This is a genomic window from Cupriavidus sp. GA3-3 (assembly GCF_000389805.1).
Classification (GTDB): domain Bacteria; phylum Pseudomonadota; class Gammaproteobacteria; order Burkholderiales; family Burkholderiaceae; genus Cupriavidus; species Cupriavidus necator_D.
The window spans coordinates 40,743-60,716 of sequence record NZ_KB944484.1; the positions used below are offsets into that span (position 1 = coordinate 40,743).

General features: G+C 65.1%; 17 protein-coding genes and 1 pseudogene. 5 read left to right on the forward strand and 13 right to left on the reverse strand.

Translation table 11 applies throughout. The features are described 5' to 3' along the window. Positions 1–27 precede the first annotated feature (27 nt). The 10 genes from C265_RS20490 to C265_RS20535 form a co-directional block, all read right to left on the reverse strand. On the reverse strand, positions 28–1,098 hold the full coding sequence (locus C265_RS20490) for a M14 family metallopeptidase (protein WP_010814206.1): 1,071 nt from the start codon (positions 1,096–1,098) through the stop codon (positions 28–30). Between the two features lie 63 nt (positions 1,099–1,161). Next, the gene (locus C265_RS20495; protein ID WP_010814207.1) at positions 1,162–1,926 is read right to left on the reverse strand and encodes a hypothetical protein; all 765 of its coding nucleotides are present in this window, start codon (positions 1,924–1,926) and stop codon (positions 1,162–1,164) included. Positions 1,927–2,005: 79 nt separating this feature from the next. Continuing rightward, complete coding sequence (locus C265_RS20500) at positions 2,006–2,824, reverse strand: M55 family metallopeptidase (RefSeq protein WP_010814208.1); 819 nt, start codon at positions 2,822–2,824, stop codon at positions 2,006–2,008. Then, positions 2,824–3,870: a P1 family peptidase gene (locus C265_RS20505; RefSeq protein ID WP_010814209.1), complete on the reverse strand. Its 1,047-nt coding sequence runs from the start codon at positions 3,868–3,870 to the stop codon at positions 2,824–2,826. The genes C265_RS20500 and C265_RS20505 overlap by 1 nt, the downstream gene beginning before the upstream one ends. A 16-nt stretch (positions 3,871–3,886) precedes the next feature. Then, positions 3,887–4,801 (reverse strand): glutathione ABC transporter permease GsiD, encoded by a 915-nt coding sequence (gsiD, locus tag C265_RS20510; protein WP_010814210.1) that lies wholly within the window; start codon positions 4,799–4,801, stop codon positions 3,887–3,889. A gap of 7 nt (positions 4,802–4,808) precedes the next feature. Further along, positions 4,809–5,729: a glutathione ABC transporter permease GsiC gene (gene gsiC, locus C265_RS20515; protein ID WP_010814211.1), complete on the reverse strand. Its 921-nt coding sequence runs from the start codon at positions 5,727–5,729 to the stop codon at positions 4,809–4,811. Positions 5,730–5,950: 221 nt separating this feature from the next. Next, entirely contained in the window at positions 5,951–7,507 is a 1,557-nt protein-coding gene (gene gsiB / locus C265_RS20520; RefSeq protein ID WP_037024891.1) for a glutathione ABC transporter substrate-binding protein GsiB, read from the reverse strand. 38 nt (positions 7,508–7,545) lie between these two features. After that, positions 7,546–9,429, reverse strand: a complete 1,884-nt coding sequence (locus C265_RS20525) for a dipeptide ABC transporter ATP-binding protein (RefSeq protein WP_010814213.1) — start codon at positions 9,427–9,429, stop codon at positions 7,546–7,548. Positions 9,430–9,485: 56 nt separating this feature from the next. Further along, positions 9,486–10,460 (reverse strand): isoaspartyl peptidase/L-asparaginase family protein, encoded by a 975-nt coding sequence (locus C265_RS20530; RefSeq protein WP_010814214.1) that lies wholly within the window; start codon positions 10,458–10,460, stop codon positions 9,486–9,488. 8 nt (positions 10,461–10,468) lie between these two features. Continuing rightward, on the reverse strand, positions 10,469–11,431 hold the full coding sequence (locus C265_RS20535; protein WP_010814215.1) for a MurR/RpiR family transcriptional regulator: 963 nt from the start codon (positions 11,429–11,431) through the stop codon (positions 10,469–10,471). Positions 11,432–11,714: 283 nt separating this feature from the next. On the opposite strand from C265_RS20535, the gene C265_RS20540 reads away from it, so the two are divergent. Next, complete coding sequence (locus tag C265_RS20540; protein WP_010814216.1) at positions 11,715–13,649, forward strand: ATP-binding cassette domain-containing protein; 1,935 nt, start codon at positions 11,715–11,717, stop codon at positions 13,647–13,649. A 246-nt stretch (positions 13,650–13,895) separates the two neighbouring features. Here C265_RS20540 and C265_RS20545 read toward each other — a convergent pair whose 3' ends face one another. From C265_RS20545 to C265_RS20555, 3 genes are all read right to left on the reverse strand, one after another. After that, a complete protein-coding gene (locus C265_RS20545) occupies positions 13,896–14,699 on the reverse strand; it encodes a class I SAM-dependent methyltransferase (RefSeq protein ID WP_037024894.1) in 804 nt (267 codons plus the stop codon). A gap of 394 nt (positions 14,700–15,093) precedes the next feature. Continuing rightward, positions 15,094–16,113, reverse strand: a complete 1,020-nt coding sequence (locus C265_RS20550) for an ATP-grasp domain-containing protein (RefSeq protein ID WP_037024897.1) — start codon at positions 16,111–16,113, stop codon at positions 15,094–15,096. A gap of 440 nt (positions 16,114–16,553) precedes the next feature. Next, positions 16,554–17,210 (reverse strand): sugar transferase, encoded by a 657-nt coding sequence (locus C265_RS20555; RefSeq protein ID WP_037024914.1) that lies wholly within the window; start codon positions 17,208–17,210, stop codon positions 16,554–16,556. A 272-nt stretch (positions 17,211–17,482) separates the two neighbouring features. On the opposite strand from C265_RS20555, the gene C265_RS32275 reads away from it, so the two are divergent. From C265_RS32275 to C265_RS20570, 4 genes and pseudogenes are all read left to right on the forward strand, one after another. After that, positions 17,483–17,785 carry a hypothetical protein gene (locus tag C265_RS32275; RefSeq protein ID WP_144062261.1) on the forward strand — a complete coding sequence of 101 codons (303 nt, stop codon included), beginning with the start codon at positions 17,483–17,485 and terminating at the stop codon, positions 17,783–17,785. Between the two features lie 90 nt (positions 17,786–17,875). Further along, positions 17,876–19,216, forward strand: coding sequence for an NAD(P)-binding domain-containing protein (locus C265_RS20560; protein ID WP_052181659.1), 1,341 nt, complete (start codon positions 17,876–17,878; stop codon positions 19,214–19,216). A gap of 68 nt (positions 19,217–19,284) precedes the next feature. Next, positions 19,285–19,461, forward strand: a pseudogene (locus tag C265_RS20565) (transposase); the annotation flags it as partial. A gap of 71 nt (positions 19,462–19,532) precedes the next feature. Then, positions 19,533–19,974: IS256 family transposase (locus C265_RS20570; RefSeq protein ID WP_010814222.1), on the forward strand; the 442-nt coding region annotated here is incomplete at its 3' end.

A 19,974-nucleotide genomic window follows, 5' to 3' on the forward strand; every position in this document is an offset into this window, starting at 1 on the left:
CCAGAAGGCGCTTGCGGCCAGAGCCGGCTAGGCCGAGGCAATGGTGTCCCGCACTGCGTCGGTCACCTGCGCCACCACGCCCTCGCGCCAGTCGTCGGTATCGCCATAGAAGGCACGCCACATCGCCTGGCGGACCAGCGCGCGCTGGTTTTCGTCGGCTTCCGGGTGCTGGTGCAGCCAGTGGTCGCCGCGCAGCGCGTCCAGCACCTCGCCCACCGGCAGCGTGCCGAACTCAAGTGCGATGCCGGCGTAGTCGATGGTGGGCAGGGTCTGCAGCACCGCGTGCCAGGCCAGGCCGGTGAGGTTGGCCGAGGTCGACGAGCCATCGTAGATCGAGGTTACCCGCGCGCCCCAGATCGCGCGCGTGCGCGTGAGCGATTCCGGCGTGTCCGGGCCCATGTGGATGGGCTCGCCGTAGCCCCAGGGGCCAAGTCCGGTATGGACGTCGATCCAGCGCAGCGCCTCGCGCCCGGCGCCGAAGCGCGCCAGGATGCGGCACAGCGTGTAGTTGCTCCAGGCAGCCTTGTCGCCGCCGTAGAACATGCCGCCCGGGTCCTGGTACTGGCCGCGGCTGACCGCGGCCTGGTACCACGGCATGCCGCGCTCGGCAACGGCCTTCATCAGTTGCGCCTGGTCGGTGTCGGACGGCGGCCATTGCGCCGGCACCAGCAGCGGCGCGATCTCGGCATAGGCCTCGTTGTACGGCAGCGGCTGGGTGAAGTCCATGAAATTGCGGTTCAGGTCGACGTTGTCCTCGTTGACCCGGCGCAGGTGGGAAAAACCGTAGGGATTGATCGCATGCACCAGCAGCAGGCTGGTGTCGGCGGCGGCGCAATCGGCAAGCAGCGCGGCGTCGTGCAGCATTGTCACCTGCGCGCCGGATCCGGCAAAGCCTTCGGCGCCGTGCGTGCCCGAGGTCACCATCAGGCAGCGGCGGGCCTCGGCCGGACCGGCCAGCGCCACGTCGATGGCGAGGTCCTCGCCGGCACTGCCGCGCTTGGTGGGGTGCGGGAACTGGGCCAGCGCGGCCCCGGCCGTGCGCGCGGCGTCAAGGAACTTCTGGCGGGCTTCGGCGTAGCTGCGAGAAAAATGGCTCATGGCGTGACCGGCTGATGCGATGCAGGCATTAGACGCCAAATCCGCAGGTCTTGCCACCCGCAGCTAAAACAGCGATCCGGATGCGTACCCGGGCGATGCCGGCGCGGGCTCTGTCCCCGGCCCCCAGATGCCGGGCGCGGTGAACGCCTGCGGATGCATCTCGATCCCGGCCGCGGCCAGCTGGCCGGCGGTCAGCACCAGGTGACGGGCCAGCCAGTCGTGCAGACTGCGCAGGAAGCGGATGTTGTCGACGCTGTTGGACCCCGCGATCAGCCATTCCAGCTTGATATGCGCGGTATAGACGTCCAGCAGGTTGGTGGCGCGCAGCCGCGGCGGGGTGGACGGGCTGCGCTCGATCGCCAGGATGCGGCGCACTTGCGCCATGCCGATGTCGCCGGTGCGCTGGTACTGCTCGTAGACGCCCTCAAGCGCCGGGAAACGCACTGTCGGCTGCACGCGCGGCACCGCGGCCACCTTCTCCATGCGCAGCACCAGGTAGCGGATCGCGGCGGCGCGCTCGGCGGCCTGCGCCTGGCCGGGATCGCGCCGGCGGGCCGGGGGCGCCACCTCGGGCAAGGCCGTGCGCGGCACCACATCGCGCTCGGTGTAGTCCGGCACCTGCAGCAGCAGGCCCGGATGCGGCACCGCGGCACGCGCGCAGTCGTCGCCAAAGGGGTATTCATGCCCTGCGGCGTCGCGCAGGATATAAGCCTGCCCGGTCGGAAAGCCATGGTGGCGGCGGCTCGCGCCCCGCGCATGGCAGCGCGTGGCGGGGTCGACGAAGTCCTTGCGCACGGGGATCCAGCCCCCGTCGTGTGCCTGGGTCATGCGTTGCGGCTCATGCCTGAATTGCTAGACCCGCCATTGTCGCCGATCTGCGCGACCGCCCCGGCGAATCTGCCCTGCCCTACTTCAGCATGAACGACATCGCCGACAGGCAGTTCAGCATGCGCACCGCCGCCTGGACCGAATCGGCCTGGAAGGACAGCGTCACGCCGTCGCGGCGCTCCAGCGCCGGCCACTGGCAGAACAGGTCCGCGTGCGCGGGCGTCAGGGTCTGCAGGGTGCAAGTCACCGGCGCGGCGATGCGCAGGCATTGCGCCTGCGCGCGTTCGCGCACCGCGGTTGCGGCCGCCGCGGCAATGGCCTCGCGCGCCGCCGCCGGCGACAGCGAGGTGCCGCTGCCGAAGCCGTCCGCTGACTTGGTCTCGACATAGCGCACCCACGGCATCAGCGCATGGGTTTCCTGCACGAAGACATCGTCGCCGCTGGCCATCAGCACCGGAGCGCCGAACTCGCCGGCCAGCGCGGCGTACAGGCCCGCCTCGCCCAGTTCCTTGCCGTTGAGCCAGACCCGCGCAAACGCGCCGCTGTTGATGGTGTGCGCCAGCACGCCGCGGCTCTGGGCGCGGCCGTGGTAGCCGATCATCAGCACGCCGTCGACTCCGGCCTCGACGCCGGCCATCATGCCAAGGTAGCGCGGCTTGCCAAGCACCACCCGCGCGCGCGGATCGAGCTGGTCCGGCAGCAGGTTGCGGAAGCCGCCGTGCGAATCGTTGACCAGTACTTCAGTCGCGCCGCCGGCAAAGGCACCATCGACCGCGGCATTGGCTTCGCCGGTCATCCAGGCGCGGGCGCGTTCGTATTCGCCGTTGCCGGGGCGCGTCTGTTCGGCGTGGAAGACGCCAGCCACGCCTTCGATATCGGTGGAAACAAGGATCTTCATCAGGCGGTTTGGCCCAGTTCGGGCATCACGTCCAGCAGTGCGCGCCGGCCGTGGCCGTCGCGGCCCTGCACCGGTGCGGCATGCCACAGGGCATGCAGGATGGCTTGCTCGACGCTGTCGGCCGCGGCGCGGAACAGCGGGTCGAGATGGGTTTCATGCAGCATGGCGACGGCCGGCATCGGCCGGGCGGTGTCGTGCGGCACGGTGTACGCGCTCGAGAACGCGACTGCGATATCGCCCGAGCCATGCCCGAACACCGAGCCAGTACGCGCCAGCCCGGCGCCGGCGCGCAGCGACAGCCGGCGCAGCTGGCGCGCATCCAGCGGGGCGTCGGTGGCGAGGATCATGATGATCGATCCCTTTTCCGGTTGCGCCGCGGTGTCGGGCTGCGCCAGGCGCTGCACCAGTTCCGGACCGGCCAGCCGGCCGGCCACGGTCAACGATTCCGGCGTGCCGAAATTGGCCAGCACCAGCGCGCCCACGCGATAGCCACCGGCCAGGCGTGAAGCAGTGCCGATACCACCCTTGACGCCGAATGCCGACATGCCGCGTCCGGCACCGACCGCTCCCTGCGCGACGTCATGACCGGCACCGGCCAGGGCCGCCTCATAGTGACTGCCCTCCACCGCCATGCGCTGGATATCGTTCAGGTAGCCGTCATTGCACTCGAACACCAGCGCATTGACGGTCGGCAGCGCGCGGCCGATCTCCGGATTGGCCGCCACCGCCGCACGGATCTGCGCCTGCGCGACCGCGCCGACCGAAAAGGTATTGGTCAGCGCCAGCGGGGTTTCCAGCACGCCCAGTTCGTCCACCTGCACCAGCCCGATGCTCTTGCCAAAGCCGTTGAGCACCGTGGCCGCGGCGGGCACCTTGTCGCGGTACGGATCGCCGCCATGCGGACGGATCACGGTGACGCCGGTCTGCACGGCGCCATCCGCCAGCGTGCAATGGCCGACGGTCACGCCGGCCACGTCGGCGATGCTGTCCAGCGGACCTGCCGGCAGGCTGCCGACACGCGGCACGCCCGTTGTCGATGCGGTCATGTTCAGCGGCTCAGGTTCAACGGCGGTCGATCTTGGGGTCAAGCGCATCGCGCAGGCCGTCGCCCAGCAGGTTGAAGGCCAGCACGGTCAGGAAGATCGCCAGGCTGGGGAAGATCGCCACGTGCGGCGCGGTCACCATGTCGGCGCGGGCTTCGTTGAGCATCGCGCCCCATTCCGGCGTGGGCGGCTGCGCGCCCAGCCCCAGGAATGACAGGCTGGCCGCGGTGATGATCGAGGTGCCGATCCGCATCGAGAAATACACCACGATCGACGACACCGTGCCCGGCAGGATATGCCGCATCAGGATGGTCCAGTCCGATGCGCCGATGCTGCGCGCCGCCTCGATATAGGTCAACCGCTTGAGCATCAGCGTATTGCCGCGCACCAGCCGCGCAAACGCCGGGATGCTGAAGATGGCCACGGCGAAGATCACGTTGGTCATGCCGTTGCCGAGGATGGCCACGATGCCGATCGCCAGCAGGATGCCCGGGAAGGCGAAGAGCACGTCGGAAATGCGCATCACGATGCGGTCCCACCAGCCTTCGTAGTAGCCCGCCAGCAGGCCCAGCACGGTGCCGATCAGCGCGCCGATGATCACCGACAGGAAACCCGCCGCCAGCGAGATGCGCGCGCCGGCCAGAATGCGGCTGAAGATGTCGCGTCCGAGCGAATCGACGCCCATCCAGTGCGCGGCCGACGGGCCGGCGTTGAGCGCGTCGTAGTCGAAGTAGTTCTCCGGGTCGTACGGCACGATATGCGGCGCCACGATGGCAATCACCACCAGCACCAGCACGAAGGCACCGGCGCCCAGCGCCAGGTGCTGCTTGCGGAATTTGCGCCAGAACTCGGTCCAGGGCGTGCGCACGGCCTCCGGCACGGGGGCGGTGGCGGGTGCCGCTTGCGCTGCGGCGGGCGTGGAAAGCTCAGTCATGCCGGCCTCACTTGTAGCGGATGGTTGGGTTGATCACGGTGTAGAGCATGTCCACCACCAGGTTGATCAGAATGAATTCGAGCGAGAACAGCAGCACCTCGGCCTGGATCACCGGGTAGTCGCGCATCTCGACGGCATCGACCAGCAGGCGCCCCAGGCCCGGCCAGTTGAACACCTTTTCCACCACGATCGAGCCGCCCAGCAGGAAGCCGAACTGCAGGCCCATCATCGTCACCACCGGGATCATGGCGTTGCGCAGGCCGTGCTTGGCCACCACCAGCGTCTCGCGCACGCCCTTGGCACGGGCGGTGCGGATGAAATCTTCTTGCAGCACCTCGACGAACGAGGCCCGCGTAAAGCGCGCCATCACCGCGGCCACCGCCGCGCCCAGCGTGATCGAAGGCAACACGTAGTGCTTCCAGCTGTCGGCGCCGATCGACGGCAGCCAGCCCAGCTGCACCGAGAACACTTCCATCAGCAGCATGCCCAGCGCAAAGGCCGGGAACGAAATGCCCGACACCGCCAGCGTCATGCCGAACCGGTCCGGCCAGCGGTTGCGCCATACGGCCGAGCCGATGCCGATCGCCATGCCGAACACCACCGCCCAGGCCATCGACGCCACCGTCAGCAGCAGCGTGGGCATGAAGCGGTCGCCGATCTCCTCGCTGACCGGGCGCTTGGTGCGCAGCGAATGGCCGAACTCGCCGCGGACCGCATTGGAAAAGAAGTTGACGAACTGCTCGTGCATCGGCCGGTCCAGGCCCAGGTCCTTGCGCACCAGTTCGACGGTGGCGGAATCGGCCTCCGGGCCCGCCGCCAGCCGCGCCGGATCGCCCGGCAGCAGGTGGACGAACAGGAACACCAGCACTGCCACGATCAGCAGCGTGGGGATCACGCCCAGCACACGTTTGAGGAAGTAATTCAGCATGACACACCAGAAAGAAATGCAGCAGCAGAGGCCGCAGGCCGCCCGCCTGCGACCCCGCGACGCGGGCAAGGCGGCCACCTCGGCGTACTGCTTTACTGCTTACTGCTCTTTGGATGGGATTACAGCCGGCACCCGTTGTTTGCTCCCCTCTCCCGCTTGCGGGAGAGGGGCCGGGGGACAGGGCAGGAGCTTCCACGAAGTCCCGGCCCTCGCCTCACCCATTACTGCTTGATATCGATCTCTTCGAAATTGAACGATCCATCCGGCATCACATAGGCGCCGCTCAGCCGCTTGCTGCGCGCGAACAGCACCTTCTCGGTCACCAGGAAGGCCCACGGCGCATCCTTCCAGATGCGTTCCTGGGCGTCCTTGTACAGGCGCGCCTTTTCGCCACGATCGGTGGTGCGCAGCGCGCCGGCGATATCGGCGTCGACCTGGTCGTTCTTGTAGTACGCGGTATTCAGCAGCTTGGGCGGCATCGACTCCGAAGCCAGCAGCGGACGCAGCGCCCAGTCCGATTCACCGGTCGACGACGACCAGCCCACGTAGTAGATGCGCACGCCGGCATCTTCCGGCTTGGGCACGCTCTCGACCTTCTCCACGCGCTGGCCGGCCTCAAGCGCCTGCACCGAGGCCTTAATGCCGACCTGCTGCAGCTGCTGCTGCACGAACTGGATCACCTTCTGCGCGGTGGTATGGTTGTAGGCCGACCACAGCGTGGTCTCGAAGCCGTTCGGATAGCCGGCTTCCTTCAGCAGCGCGCGCGCCTTGGCCGGGTCATATGGCCACGGGCCCAGCTTCTCGGCATAGTCCACGCCAGGCGGCACCACGCCTTCGGCCGGCACCGCGTAGCCAGCGAAGGCGACCTTGGCCAGCGCGTCCTTGTTGATGGCATAGTTGATGGCCTGGCGCACCTTGGGGTCGTTGAACGGCTTGACCATGGTGTTCAGCGACAGGTAGCGCTGGATGATCGACGGCGAGGCGATCAGATCCACCTTGGCGCTGTTCTTCAGCACCGCGGCCTGCTCGAACGGGATACTGAAGGCAAAGTCAGCCTCGCCGGTCTGCATGATCGCGGCGCGGGTGTTGTTGTCGACCACCGGCTTCCAGGTGATAGTGTCGATTTTCGGGTAGCCGGTCTTCCAGAAGCCCGCGAATTTCTTGCCCTTCAGGTGGTCGGGCTGCTTCCATTCGACAAATTCGAAGGGGCCCGTGCCGACCGGGTGGAAGGCGATTTCCTTGCCGTACTTCTGCAGCGCGGCCGGCGAGATCATCACCGCCGACGGGTGCGCCAGCACGTTGATGAACGGCGAGAACGGCTCCTTCAGCGTGACCTTGACGGTATTGGCATCGACCACGTCGGTCTTGGCGACACGGTTGAACAGCGTGTAGCGCTTGAGCTTGTTGGCCGGGTTGGTGACGCGGTCCAGGTTGGCCTTGACGGCGCCGGCGTCGAAGGTGGTGCCGTCGTGGAATTTGATACCCTTCTTCAGCTTGATCGTATACGTCAGGCCGTCCTTGCTGACGTCGTAGCTGTCTGCCAGCACATTGACCAGCTTCATATCCTTGTCCAGGCCGAACAGGCCCTGGTAGAAGCTCTTCCCAACCGCCTGCGACAGCGTGTCGTTCGAATCGTACGGATCCAGCGAGGTGAAGGTCGAACTCACCGCCATCACGGCATCCTTGGCGGCGAAAGCCGGGGCCGAAACCAGCATGCCCAGCGTGCCGGCGGCAAAGGCGCCGGCCACCCATCGGGGCGAAACCATACGTGCAGACATCGTCGATTCTCCTTGGTAACTTGGTGACTTCCAGGACTTCAATAGGCGCCGCCGACGGCATGCCGGGCGACATAGTGGCCGAGCGACCCGCTGCCGGCGACCTGCACCAGTGGCTGCACCACCGGCTCGTCGCCAACCGCGCGGATCGGGCTGGGGATCTCGTCGTTGAGCGGCTCGCGCCGCAGGTGGCGCCGAGCCGGGTCGGCGATCGGCACCGCCGACATCAGCTTCTTGGTGTACGGATGCTGCGGGTTCTCGAAGATCGCGCGGCGCGGCCCGATCTCGACGATCTGGCCCAGGTACATCACCGCCACGCGATGGCTCACGCGCTCCACCACCGCCATGTCGTGCGAGATAAACAGGAACGCGATGCCCAGTTCGCGCTGCAGGTCCAGCATCAGGTTAACAATCTGCGCCTGGATCGACACGTCCAGCGCCGACACCGATTCATCGGCCACCACCACCTTGGGGTTCAGCGCGAGCGCGCGCGCAATGCAGATGCGCTGGCGCTGGCCGCCGGAGAATTCGTGCGGATAGCGCGCCGCGTGCGATGCATCCAGCCCGACCTTGTCGAGCAGCCAGGCCACGCGCTGCTCGGCCTCCTTGCCGCTGGCGACCTTGTGCACCAGCAGCGGCTCCATGATCGAATAACCGACCGGCACGCGCGGATCGAGCGAGGCGAACGGGTCCTGGAAAATGAACTGGATATTGCGGCGCAGGGTCTGCAGCGCCGGCCCTTCCATCTTGCTGATGTTCTGCCCGGCGAACTCGATGGTGCCGCTCTGACTTTCCACCAGGCGCAGCAGCGAGCGGCCCGTGGTGGACTTGCCGCAGCCGGACTCTCCCACCAGCGCCAGCGTCTCGCCGGGATAGAGGTCGAAGCTGACCTTCTCGACCGCATGCACGCGCCGCGTGACGCGGCCGAACAGGCCGCCGGGCACGTCGAAGCGCGTCACCAGGTCCTGCACGCGCAGGATCGGCGCCACGCCCGGCGTCACCGTGTCCTGCGGTGCGACCGGCTCGGCGTTGGCGCTATCGAGTCGCAGCAGCGGGAACTTGGCCGGCAGGTCGGTGCCGCTCATCGCGCCCAAACGCGGCACCGCCGACAGCAGTGCGCGCGTATACGGGTGCGCCGGCGCGCGGAACACATCGTCGGAAGTGCCCTCTTCCACCTTCTCGCCGCGGTACATCACCAGCACGCGGTCGGCCACCTCGGCCACCACGCCCATGTCGTGGGTGATGAAGACCACGCCCATGTGCATCTCGGCCTGCAGGCCGCGGATCAGCTGCAGGATCTCGGCCTGGATGGTCACGTCCAGCGCCGTGGTCGGCTCGTCGGCGATCAGCAGCGCCGGCTTGCACGACAGCGCCATCGCGATCATCACGCGCTGGCGCATGCCGCCGGAGAGCTGGTGCGGATAGCGCTCCAGCACGCGGCGCGCCTCGGGGATGCGCACCAGCTCCAGCATGCGCAGCGCTTCGGCACGCGCCGCGGCGCGGCTCTTGCCCTGGTGCAGCCGGATCGATTCGGCGATCTGCTCGCCCACCGGGAACACCGGGTTGAGCGAGGTCATCGGCTCCTGGAAGATCATCGCCACGTCGGCGCCGCGCACGCTGCGCAGCGTGGCGTTGTCCGCGCGCGCCAGGTCGATCACCTCGCCGCCGCGCCGGCGCAGCGCCATGCTGCCGGAGGCAATCTTGCCGCCGCCATGCTCGACCAGCCGCATCAGCGCCAGCGACGTGACCGACTTGCCCGAGCCCGACTCGCCCACCACCGCCAGCGTCTCGCCGCGGTCGACATGGAAGGACAGGTTGCGCACGGCCTCGACGGTGCGCTCGGACGTGGCAAAGCGCACGGTCAGCCCGTTCACCGAGACCACGCGCTGCGGTGGCAGCACGATGCCGGACTGGGAGGCTTGCATAGGGGAAGTGGCCACTGGAACTCCTTGTATTGCCGGGTGATGCAGGGGGATGGCGCTCAGCCGTAGATCGACACGTTCACGGCCTCGCCCGCCCGGGCGAAACCGCGGTACATGCCTTCGGTGTTGAAAGGCAGCGTGACGTTGCCGGCGCGGTCCACCGCGATCAGGCCGCCGCGGCCGTTGATGGCCGGCAGCTTCTCCATCACCACGCGCCGCGCTGATTCCTCGAGCGACAGGCCCGCATAGCGCATCTGGGCAGCCACGTCGTGCGCGGCCACGGTGCGGATAAACATCTCGCCGGTGCCGGTGGCAGACACTGCCGCCACGTCGTCCGCATAGCAGCCCGCGCCGATCACCGGGGTATCGCCCACGCGCCCCACCTGCTTGTTGGTCACGCCGCCGGTGGAGGTGGCCGCAGCCAGGTTGCCGCGGCCGTCGCAGGCCACCGCGCCGACGGTGCCGAACTTGCTGTCCGGATCGATCGGGTCGCTCGCCTGCGTCTTGCCTTGCGCCACCAGCGCAGCGCCATCGTGGTCCAGCAGCGCCATGCCGGCGTTGCCAAGCGCACGCTGCCACTGGTCATGGCGGGCCTGCGTGAAGTAGTAGTCCGGGCCCACCAGTTCCAGCCCCTGCGACTGCGCAAAGGCCTCGGCGCCGGCGCCGGCAAAAAGCACGTGCTCGCTGTGGTCCAGCACCGCGCGCGCGGCCAGCACCGGGTTGCGCAGGCGCGTGACGCAGGCCACCGCGCCGGCTGCCAGCGTGGCGCCGTCCATCACCGCGGCATCGAGCTCATAGGTGCCGGCATGGGTCAGCACGGCGCCCTTGCCGGCGTTGAACAGCGGGCATTCTTCCAGCAGGCGCACGGCCTCGGTGACCGCATCGAGTGCGCTGCCGCCCTCGGCCAGGATGCGCTGGCCGGCTTGCAGCACGTGTTGCAGCGCTTCGATGTATTCGCGTTCGCGGGCGGCGTCCATCGCCGCGCGGGTGATGGTGCCGGCGCCGCCATGGATGGCAATGACTGCTGGTTGCATGTGGATGCTCAGGACTTGCGGGTGTTGGAGGATCGGCCGCGCGTGGCGCCAGCCGTGGCTTCGGTGGACTGCGGGGTGCCGGGCGCGGCACGGCCCGCGGACTCCGCGGCCGGCGTGCCGTACAGCCACGGCAGCAGGAATTCGGTCATTTCGGCGGCGGCCTTGACCGGGCGCTCGGCCCGGTGCGCGACCGCGCCGCACAGCGCCTCGATCAGCGCCAGCACGGTGGCATCGGAGTTGGCCGAGAGCCGGTTGCCGGCCTGCGCGTAGAGCGCGATATCGGCCAGCGGCGCCAGCGGCGAGGTCGGCCCGTCGGTCAGCGCCAGCACCTGGCCGCCGCGCGACTTGGCCCGCTCGGCCAGTTCGATGGTGTCCGTGACGTAGCGCGGGAAGGCAATCACGATCAGCAGGTCGCTTGGCTGCTGCTTGAACAGCTGCCGCGCCGCATGCGAGGCGCCGCCGGCGCCCGCCACCGAGGTCACCATGCGGCAGTGCATTTCCAGCCCGTGCTGCAGCAGGCCCGCCAGGAAACCGCTGGCGCCGAAACCGGCCACGTAGACACGCTGCGCCGCCAGGATCGCCGAGACCGCGCGCTCGCAGGCCTCCGGGTCGATGCCGCGCCGCGTGGCTTCCGCGTTGGCCGCGGCATCTTCCAGCGAGGCGGCGAAGACTTCGGCCGCGGTCGCGGGCCGCTCCAGCTCGCTGCGCAGCCGCTCCACCGGAGCCAGCGTGGCCTCGAAGCCGCGCACCAGCTCGGCCCGGAACTGCGGATAGCCGTCGAACCCCAGCGCCCGCGCAAAGCGGTTGGCCGTGGCCACCGACACCTCCACCGCCGCGGCAAATTCATCGATGCGCATGGTCGCCGCGCGGAACAGATTGGCCAGCACGTATTCCGCCATGCGGCGGTGCGCCGGCGTCAGCGTCGGCAGGCTGCGCGCAATGCGGTCTGAGATCGAATGGCCTTTTTGCATGGTGGAAGCGGTTGGTCTGGACGTCGTCTGGTGCACGCCGTTTTCGTGAAAATGAATTTACACGCAACGCACGAACAAGAAAATAGAGTTTTGCAAGACCAAGGGTAATCCCTGAATCGTCGAGGCACGAAGGCACATTGGCGGTGCACGTTGCCGAGCTGTTTTGCACCGCCACGGCGTGCGGCGCACCGGAAACGCTACAATGCCGGCCAGCGCACCAGACCCGGCGGTTGCCCGCTTTCTCCGCGCTTTTTCTGTTTTTCACTCAGGCATTTCCCCTCCCGTGATCCGAATCGACCAGCTAGTCCTCCAGCGCGGCACCAAGGTGCTGTTCGACCACACCAGTGTGACGCTCAACCCGGGCGAGCGCGTGGGCCTCGTCGGCGCCAACGGCAGCGGCAAGTCGACGCTGTTCGCGCTGCTGCGCGGCGAGCTGCATCCGGACGGGGGCGACGTCATCGTGCCGGCGCAGTGGCGCGTCGCGCACGTGGCGCAGGAAACGCCTGCGGTCAGCCGCACCGCCGTGGATTACGTGATCGATGGCGACACCCGTCTGCGCGAAATCGAAGGCGCCATCGCCGCCGCACAGGCCAGCGGCAACGGCAGCGCCGAGGGCGAAGCCCACGCCGCCTTTGCCGACGCCGACGGCTACACCGCCCCGGCGCGCGCCGAGGCTCTGCTGCTGGGCCTGGGCTTCACGCTGGCGCAGGTGTCGCAGCCGGTGGCCTCGTTCTCCGGCGGCTGGCGCATGCGCCTGAACCTGGCGCAGGCGCTGATGTGCCCGTCCGACCTGCTGCTGCTCGACGAACCGACCAACCACCTGGACCTGGACGCCATCGTCTGGCTGGAAGACTGGCTGGCGCGCTATCCCGGCACGCTGGTGATGATTTCGCACGACCGCGAATTCCTCGATGCGATCTGCAACGTCACCGTGCATATCGAGAACCAGCAACTGCGCCGCTACGGCGGCAACTACACGCTGTTCGAGACCCTGCGCCTGCAGCAGATGGCGCAGCAGCAATCCGCCTACGTGCGCCAGCAGAAGGAAATCGCGCACCTGGAATCGTTCATCACGCGCTTCAAGGCCAAGGCGACCAAGGCGCGCCAGGCGCAGAGCCGCGTCAAGGCGCTGGAAAAGATGGAGCGGCTGGCGCCGGTGCACGTGGCCGCCGGCTTCGCTTTCGAGTTCCGCGAACCCGACGCCGCCCCCAACCCGATGATGGTGCTCGACGGTGTCGATTGCGGCTATGCCGAGGCCGAGCCGCCCGTCACCATCCTGCACAACCTGGCGCTGTCGATCCAGAACGGCCAGCGCATCGGCCTGCTCGGCGCCAACGGCCAGGGCAAGTCGACGCTGGTCAAGACGCTGGCGGGCACGCAGGATCCGCTCAAGGGCAACCTGCGCCTGGGCAAGGGCCTGCAGATCGGCTACTTCGCCCAGCACCAGCTGGAGACGCTGCGCGACCACGACTCGCCGCTGCAGCACCTGGCGCGGCTGGCACCCGATACCCGCGAGCAGGAACTGCGCGACTTCCTCGGCAGCTTCAACTTCCGCGGCGACATGGCCACTTCGCCGATCGAACCGTTCTCAGGCGGCGAGAAGGCCCGCCTGGCGCTGGCGCTGATCGTCTGGCAGAAGCCCAACCTGCTGCTGCTGGACGAGCCGACCAACCACCTGGACCTCGACACCCGCGAGGCGCTGACCATGGCGCTGGCGCAGTTCGAAGGCACGCTGATCCTGGTGTCGCACGACCGGCATCTGCTGCGCGCGACCGCCGACCAGTTCATGCTGGTGGCCGACGGCACCATCAAGCCGTTCGACGGCGACCTGGACGACTACCGCGACTGGCTGCTGCAACAGGCCGCGGCCAAGCGCAATGCCGCCACCACCGCGCACCTGGCAGAGAACGCCGGCGATGCCACCGCGGCGGTCAACCGCAAGGACCAGCGCCGCGCGGAAGCCGACGAGCGCCAGCGGCTGTCAGCACTGCGCAAGCCGTTGACCAAAGAATTGGAAAAGGTGGAAAAGCGCATGGCGGTGCTGCAAGCCGCCAAGGAGGAGATCGACCAGTTCATGGCCGATGAAAGCAGTTATGCCGAAGCCAACAAGACCAGGCTGATGGAGATGCTCAAGCGCCAGGGCGAGGTCAACGGCGAGCTGGAGACGCTTGAGGAGAAGTGGCTGGAGTTGCAGGAGCAAATCGAGCAGATTGCGTGACCGCCTCTTTTCGGGCGCAGGGGGTACACGCTCATCGGCACAGCCAGCTCAGCGGCCTCAGCACCAAGACTACCCGCGCCAAGTGCTGGGCCGCATCGCCGATCATCCGATTAACCGGACCCGAACTGCCGCCTGGGCCGTCGCTGCCGCACTGCCGGGCCTCGAACCGGCCCTGGCCTCCTACGTCAAAATCCCTTGCCCCTGGCACCGTCAAGGACGGCACGTTACATCTTGGCAGAGGTTCAGTCAGGTTTGCCGAGGCAGTTCGTACGCGATGGTACGAATGACGCCTACGTTGTCCTGCACCTCACAGAGTATCCGCGTCGACAAGGCTTTCAGCTCGAACGGCGGCTCCGTCAGCACAATCCCGCTTGGTATGGCGCCCCAAATCCGGAGACCGGGGCCGATCGGCTTGTCGAGATTTGGCGGGAAATCGGGTGCCAGAGGCAAATACTCAGTCAGAATCAGGCTCTTGTATGGCGTCAGGCTGGCAAGCACGCCGGCAATGCGTGCGTTGTCCAGATGATCGAGCACCTGGCGCAGGAAAACGACGTCACCTCTCGGCCAGGGCTCGCTTGTGATGTCGAGGCACCGGAAGTCCACATCAAGACTGGAGAAGAACCTGGTGCGGTTCGACTGGATGACTGCCTCCACCACGTCGCAAGCAACATAGCGTGCGCAAGCCGGCCGGATACGGCTGCCGACATTGAAATCGCCGCAACCGAGGTCAACCACGTCTGGCCGGTATGGCAACGAGCCGAGGTAGGCCGTTACGGCTTCGACATAGGTGTCGACGATCGCCGGATCATGAGAACTGCTCCCGCTGTAGAACCCGGAGTGGTCCTTCGCCACGCCCCACCCCCCGGTTTCGTAGACATGGGAAAACACCTCGCGAAGCGCCTTTCCCTGATACAGTGCGCGGTCTTTGCGGATGGTCCGGTCGTGGTGGTATTTCAGCAACCAGGCTGGCGTGTACGGCTTGAGCCGTTGTTTCAGCCGTTGCATCAACACCGCGCGCAAAGGCTTGGTCGGTATGCTTGAAGTGTTCACAATATGCCTCCCTGCAGGGAGTGGCGAAATGTGGACGGCCCGGGGCGGGCGGGTCGCGAGCCCTCAATCTATCGGGTGTGCAAACCGCACAATGTCTGGTTTCGCACATCGGAATGTCAAAAAGGCCCAGTGTATGGCGCGTCGGCAAGCATCTGACCGATGACGCTCTTCACGAGGGGACGCATTTGGCCGGCACCTGTCGCCTGGCGGCTCCCGGGCATCTGCCTCGCTGTGCTCACACTGAGCAGCGCTGCCGAATTGACCCGGCGCGCCATGGAAATGAGCGCGCAACCGCTCACGGAAATCGCCGCGATTTGCCGACAGTCTGGTTCAAGATCCATCTCGGACGAGTGTGGCTGCTCCGTCCTGTTGCATTGATTGTTAGCGCCTGCCTTTATCCCTCCTCAACCCGTGCTCCCACGCCGACCGGGTAGTCGCACTTGGCCAGTTCGATACCGGCCTGATAGCGGACTTCCTGCCCTTGCTGCCCGCCGCGCACGCAATTCAGCAGTATCCGCACCAGGTTGGCTCCCGCTATATGGGTGAAGGGATAGCCTCCTCCGAATCTTGGATTCATCTCCAGCAGGTACTGACGCCCGTCGCGCTCGATCACATCGCAGTCGACATTGCCGATGTGCCGCAATTCGCGACTGATTCGCGTGGCCAGGTCGTTGAATGGCGCGCTTTCGACAGTGATCGCCCGGTCCGTCTCCCCCGCCCGCATCGACAGCTTCTTGCGGACCGCAAACCCGATCGGCCTCGCCTCAAAGTCGTTGAAGATATCGAGCCCGTACTCCTGGCCCGAGATCACTTCCTGGATCAGCACCTCCATCCCTGGCTGTCCCATCTTTGCGAAGATCGATTTCTGCAAGATCCGCTGGCAGTACGCACGGGCGAAGCGAAGCTCGTTCAGGTCCTCGACGACGAAGATGCCAAAACTAGCGCTGCCCCAGCGGGGCTTGACAATCAGAGGGAAGGCTACCGAGCCCGTCGCAATGGCATGCTCTGCACTTTCGAGGGTCGCATAGCTGCGCGGCGTGGACAGCCCGATTGATTCGGCGAACTGCGCAGTCAGGAACTTGTCCGCGCAAAGGTTAATGACCTCTGCCGACGAGATGACCGGTATCGTTCCGATTTCCCGAAACCGTTGAGCGTGCTCGGCAATGAGCGGGAGCTCCAAGTCATTCAGCGACAGGAGGGCCGAGACCCGATGCACCCTGCATACATCGATCAGGAAGTCGATGTAGTTATCCGCCAAGAGGCCGGGGCCTACCAGGAACATGTCGCATGCGCTCGCGGCCGGCGCGCCGCGTTGCATGTCCACCCCAAGCACCATGCCGGTCCCGTTCAGCTCCGACTTGAAATACTCCACCAGATAGCGCCGTCTCCCTATGCAGGTCAAAAGAACGTTCATCTTCACCCCAATCTCATTCCAACCACAATGACCCTGCCATAGCCCCACAGCCCCATCATGCAGGTCTTTCGATGCTTTCGTCGGACCGGATTTCGGTCCTGCGGCTGGAGCGCCGACTTTCTTCTTTGCCGCTCTTGAACCGGGACTCACCGATCGCGCGAAGCCGTCCCGCCAGAACTGCGGCCATTGTCCTGCGCCCAACCGTAACACCTACCATCTAATCAGAATCACCGGCTGGAAAGAAGCACGATACGTGCGCAAATTCACGTAGTAGCAACACGCCTTTGAACACCCACCGGCACAGCCTCTCACCAACGTCCTTCCCCTCCTGGTCCGGTAGCTTGTCTTGTTCGAGCTGAACTGCCACGATACGGCATCGATCTCTTCGCGAGAGAAGCATGGTCACAAGGAGAACATGCGGCATTCAGCATGAACACTCGTCATGCCGTGCGAATCGGAACTTCTTCTTTCTGCGCGGGCTCGGACTCGCTGGCGACGTACTGGGTGCCTGGGCTGCCTGTAAATGAAGGCACGGTCAGATCCCCCGCGGCGTTGATGCCCCGGCGGTCCATGACAGTGCCCACCGTGAGCCAGAGGATCTTCAGATCCAGCCAGAAAGAGCAGTGGTCCACATACCACGTGTCGAAGTGAAACTTATCTTCCCAGCTCAGAGAGTTCCGCCCGTTCACCTGCGCCCAGCCGGAAATGCCGGGACGGACCAGATGACGACGTGCCTGGTCCGGTGAGTAGAACGGCAGGTACTTCATCGGCAAAGGTCGTGGACCAATGACACTCATATCGCCCACCAGAACGCACCAGAACTGAGGCAGCTCATCGAGACTGGAGCGGCGCAGAAAATTGCCGAACGGCGTGAGCCTTTCTTCATCCGGCAAGAGCTGGTCATCAGGGCCTCGCTCTTCCGTCATGGTTCGGAACTTCACGACTTCGAATGGCCTGGCACCCAGGCCTGCACGTGTTGCACGAAACAGCACCGGACTGCCCAGCTTCCATCGCACTGCGCCAGCCAGGATCAGCAACGGAATGGCCAGCACGAGCAATGCCATGGAGGCGAAAACTATGTCGAACAAACGCTTCATGATCGATCCGCCCAGTTCGTCCCGCAGCGGCATTCATGGCCATCCCCTGACAGACAATGGATTTCCGCTCCGGAGTCTATCTAACCAAAGCCGAGCCTCCGTGTGAAGGACCAAAATGTGGTCGAGGCCACGTTGCGCCGCGCCACCGGTGCTGGAACCGGTTTGCATCGCCAGCAATTCGACTATGTCCGCCATGGCATACATGGCTCTGACGACCTGCGCCTGCGCGCAAGCCGTGTCCGGCCACCCGAAAGAGAATCAAGAAAGCGAGTGTGCGCGCCCGTACAGATGACACGGCGGCCTGGTTCTGGATTGCCTTAATCTGGCTGGACGGCACGATAGAAGCAATCGGAAATCGCTGTGCAGCACGCCACGCCGATCTATTGGACACGCTGAATTGGGCGATCGCAACTGTTCAATTGCCTGGATTGGCGCGCCCGATGGTCAATCGTGAAGTCAATAGAGCGGTTGATCTTTCAAGGCGCCGCACTATGGTCGCGCCACGCCTGTGGTTATTTGGTTCGCACTTTCAGTGGCATGATTTTATCGAAGACATGACAGCACCGGAAAAATGATTCAAGAATGATTTTCTGCACCGCAGCATCATGCGGTGGTCCGTACTGCGCGGCTCCGCAAGCCAGGCAAGTTTAAGGGGAAGAGCAATAATGATCTCGTCAACGGATACTGTTATCATCGGAGCTGGTCCCTATGGCTTATCGGTTTCGGCCTACCTGACCTCAGCTGGCGTGCCTCATCAAATTCTTGGGAAACCAATGCATGCCTGGAGGAATTTCATGCCTCCAGGCATGCTGTTGCGCTCGGAAGGATTTGCCTCGAATCTCTATGCGCCGCGGGAAGGCTATACGATTGAAGAATATTGCCGTCGCAATCGTATTGAATATAAGCCGATTGGTATGCACCTGCCGCTCGAGCTCTTTGTGGAATACGGGCTTTGGTTTCAGTCGCAGTTGGTCAGTCATGTTCGCGCAGTGGAAGTTGTCGATATGCACCGCAAGGATGGATTCTTCCGGCTGACCCTGGGCGACGGCAGTTCCCTGGCGGCGCGGCGCGTGGTAATGGCTTTGGGTCTGAAGGGATTTTCGCAAATGCCTCCAGCACTACAGGGCATGCCGACACCTTACGTGGTTCACTCCAGCGAATTCGGGAGTCTGGAATGGGCTAAGAACAAGAACATCGTCGTTGTGGGCGGAGGTCAGTCGGCAATCGGGCTCGCCGCACTGTTGAGCGAGATCGGAGCGCGGGTTCGCTTACTCGTGCGCGGTGCGACTGTGAATTGGAGTAATGAACCGCGTACCTCCCGTGGGGGTATCTCAAGGCTACTGAGATCGCACGTCGGGATAGGACGCGGTTGGCAGTCGAATACTCCGAGCGCTCTTTTGTCTTCCTTCTTGGTGTCCGAGTACCCTATTGTCTTCCACATGATGAATCTTGAGCGCCGCAAGAGAACTCTAGAGACTGGGTGGGGACCGTCGGGTGCCTGGTGGCTGCGCAATCGCGTGGATGGCAAGATTGATATCTTGACTCAGACTGAAATCAGGCAGGCCGAAGTCAAGAATGGTCAGGTAGTTCTGCAGGTCGCGACCAGGAACGAAACGTCCTGCCTTAGCGCTGATCATGTTGTTGTCGCGACGGGGTTCAAGGTTGACATGGCCAGACATTCCTTCATTTCCCAGGAACTCTTGAATTCGCTTTCACTCATTGACGGCTCGCCAAGTCTGACGCGCAATTTCGAAACCAATGTACGCGACCTATATGTGGTTGGGCCGGCCGCCGCGCTGAGCTTTGGGCCTGCTCTGCGTTTCATCTATGGCGCAAAATATGCGGCTCCACAGTTGGCACGGCACATCAGTAGATGCTTCAAGAATGAAACCAGGATTTCTGTCGCCCAGTCACAGGCCCTCCCTTCGGAGTTGGTCGAGGGAAATGGTGGCAGCGGCCTGCATGGGCAAAGCATTCTTCAGGCCCCGGGAAATAATATGGAATAGTTTCAGAAGGAGCTCTCAACTTGCTAAGAGCGAGACGGAGTAGTGGCAAGCCGGACCACTGCACCCAGGACATCCTGACTGCGGTAACTGACGGCCTCAAGGGCATGGAACAGGCCCTGAACGCGGTGTTCCCCCAAACGAGGCTGCAGTCCTGCATCATGCATCTGATCCGCAACAGCCTGGGATACGCCAGCAGGAAGGAGTGCCGGGCCGTGGCGGCGGCGATCAAGCTACTGTGGCTGGCCCTGCGCAACAGGTACTACGGACCTGTCAGAAATTTTGTGTTTAGGGCATAACATGTCGCCAAGGAGCATGTATGCCACGCAAGACGAAGACCAGCCAAGCCGCAGGCCGTGAACTGCCGGCTATTCCCGAGGACCTGATCGCTCATTTCGTTAAGGGTCCGATGACCGCCGAAGCGGTTCAGGACGCCTCGATGGCATTCAAGAAGGCCCTGATCGAGCGGGCCCTAGGCGCCGAGCTAGGCCATCACTTGGGCTACCAGCCGGGCGCGGAGCGCCCGGCTGGCACAGCCAACCAGCGCAACGGCAAGAGCGCCAAGACCGTTCTAACCGAGGATGGCCCGCTGCGGGTCGACATCCCGCGCGACCGCGACGGCAGCTTCGATCCGATCCTGATTCCCAAGCACGAACGGCGCTTCACTGGGTTCGATGACAAGATCATCGCCATGTACGCCCGTGGCATGACCGTGCGCGAGATCCAGGCGTTTCTGGCCGAACAGTACGGCACCGAAGTCT

Bases quoted from the DNA above. Each gene is read 5' to 3' on its own strand.
- C265_RS20490 (WP_010814206.1), bottom strand. From the start codon at position 1,098: ATGAGCCATTTTTCTCGCAGCTACGCCGAAGCCCGCCAGAAGTTCCTT.
- C265_RS20495 (WP_010814207.1), bottom strand. From the start codon at position 1,926: ATGACCCAGGCACACGACGGGGGCTGGATCCCCGTGCGCAAGGACTTC.
- C265_RS20500 (WP_010814208.1), bottom strand. From the start codon at position 2,824: ATGAAGATCCTTGTTTCCACCGATATCGAAGGCGTGGCTGGCGTCTTC.
- C265_RS20505 (WP_010814209.1), bottom strand. From the start codon at position 3,870: ATGACCGCATCGACAACGGGCGTGCCGCGTGTCGGCAGCCTGCCGGCA.
- gsiD (WP_010814210.1), bottom strand. From the start codon at position 4,801: ATGACTGAGCTTTCCACGCCCGCCGCAGCGCAAGCGGCACCCGCCACC.
- gsiC (WP_010814211.1), bottom strand. From the start codon at position 5,729: ATGCTGAATTACTTCCTCAAACGTGTGCTGGGCGTGATCCCCACGCTG.
- gsiB (WP_037024891.1), bottom strand. From the start codon at position 7,507: ATGTCTGCACGTATGGTTTCGCCCCGATGGGTGGCCGGCGCCTTTGCC.
- C265_RS20525 (WP_010814213.1), bottom strand. From the start codon at position 9,429: ATGCAAGCCTCCCAGTCCGGCATCGTGCTGCCACCGCAGCGCGTGGTC.
- C265_RS20530 (WP_010814214.1), bottom strand. From the start codon at position 10,460: ATGCAACCAGCAGTCATTGCCATCCATGGCGGCGCCGGCACCATCACC.
- C265_RS20535 (WP_010814215.1), bottom strand. From the start codon at position 11,431: ATGCAAAAAGGCCATTCGATCTCAGACCGCATTGCGCGCAGCCTGCCG.
- C265_RS20550 (WP_037024897.1), bottom strand. From the start codon at position 16,113: ATGAACGTTCTTTTGACCTGCATAGGGAGACGGCGCTATCTGGTGGAG.
- C265_RS20555 (WP_037024914.1), bottom strand. From the start codon at position 17,210: ATGAAGCGTTTGTTCGACATAGTTTTCGCCTCCATGGCATTGCTCGTG.
- C265_RS20560 (WP_052181659.1), top strand. From the start codon at position 17,876: ATGATCTCGTCAACGGATACTGTTATCATCGGAGCTGGTCCCTATGGC.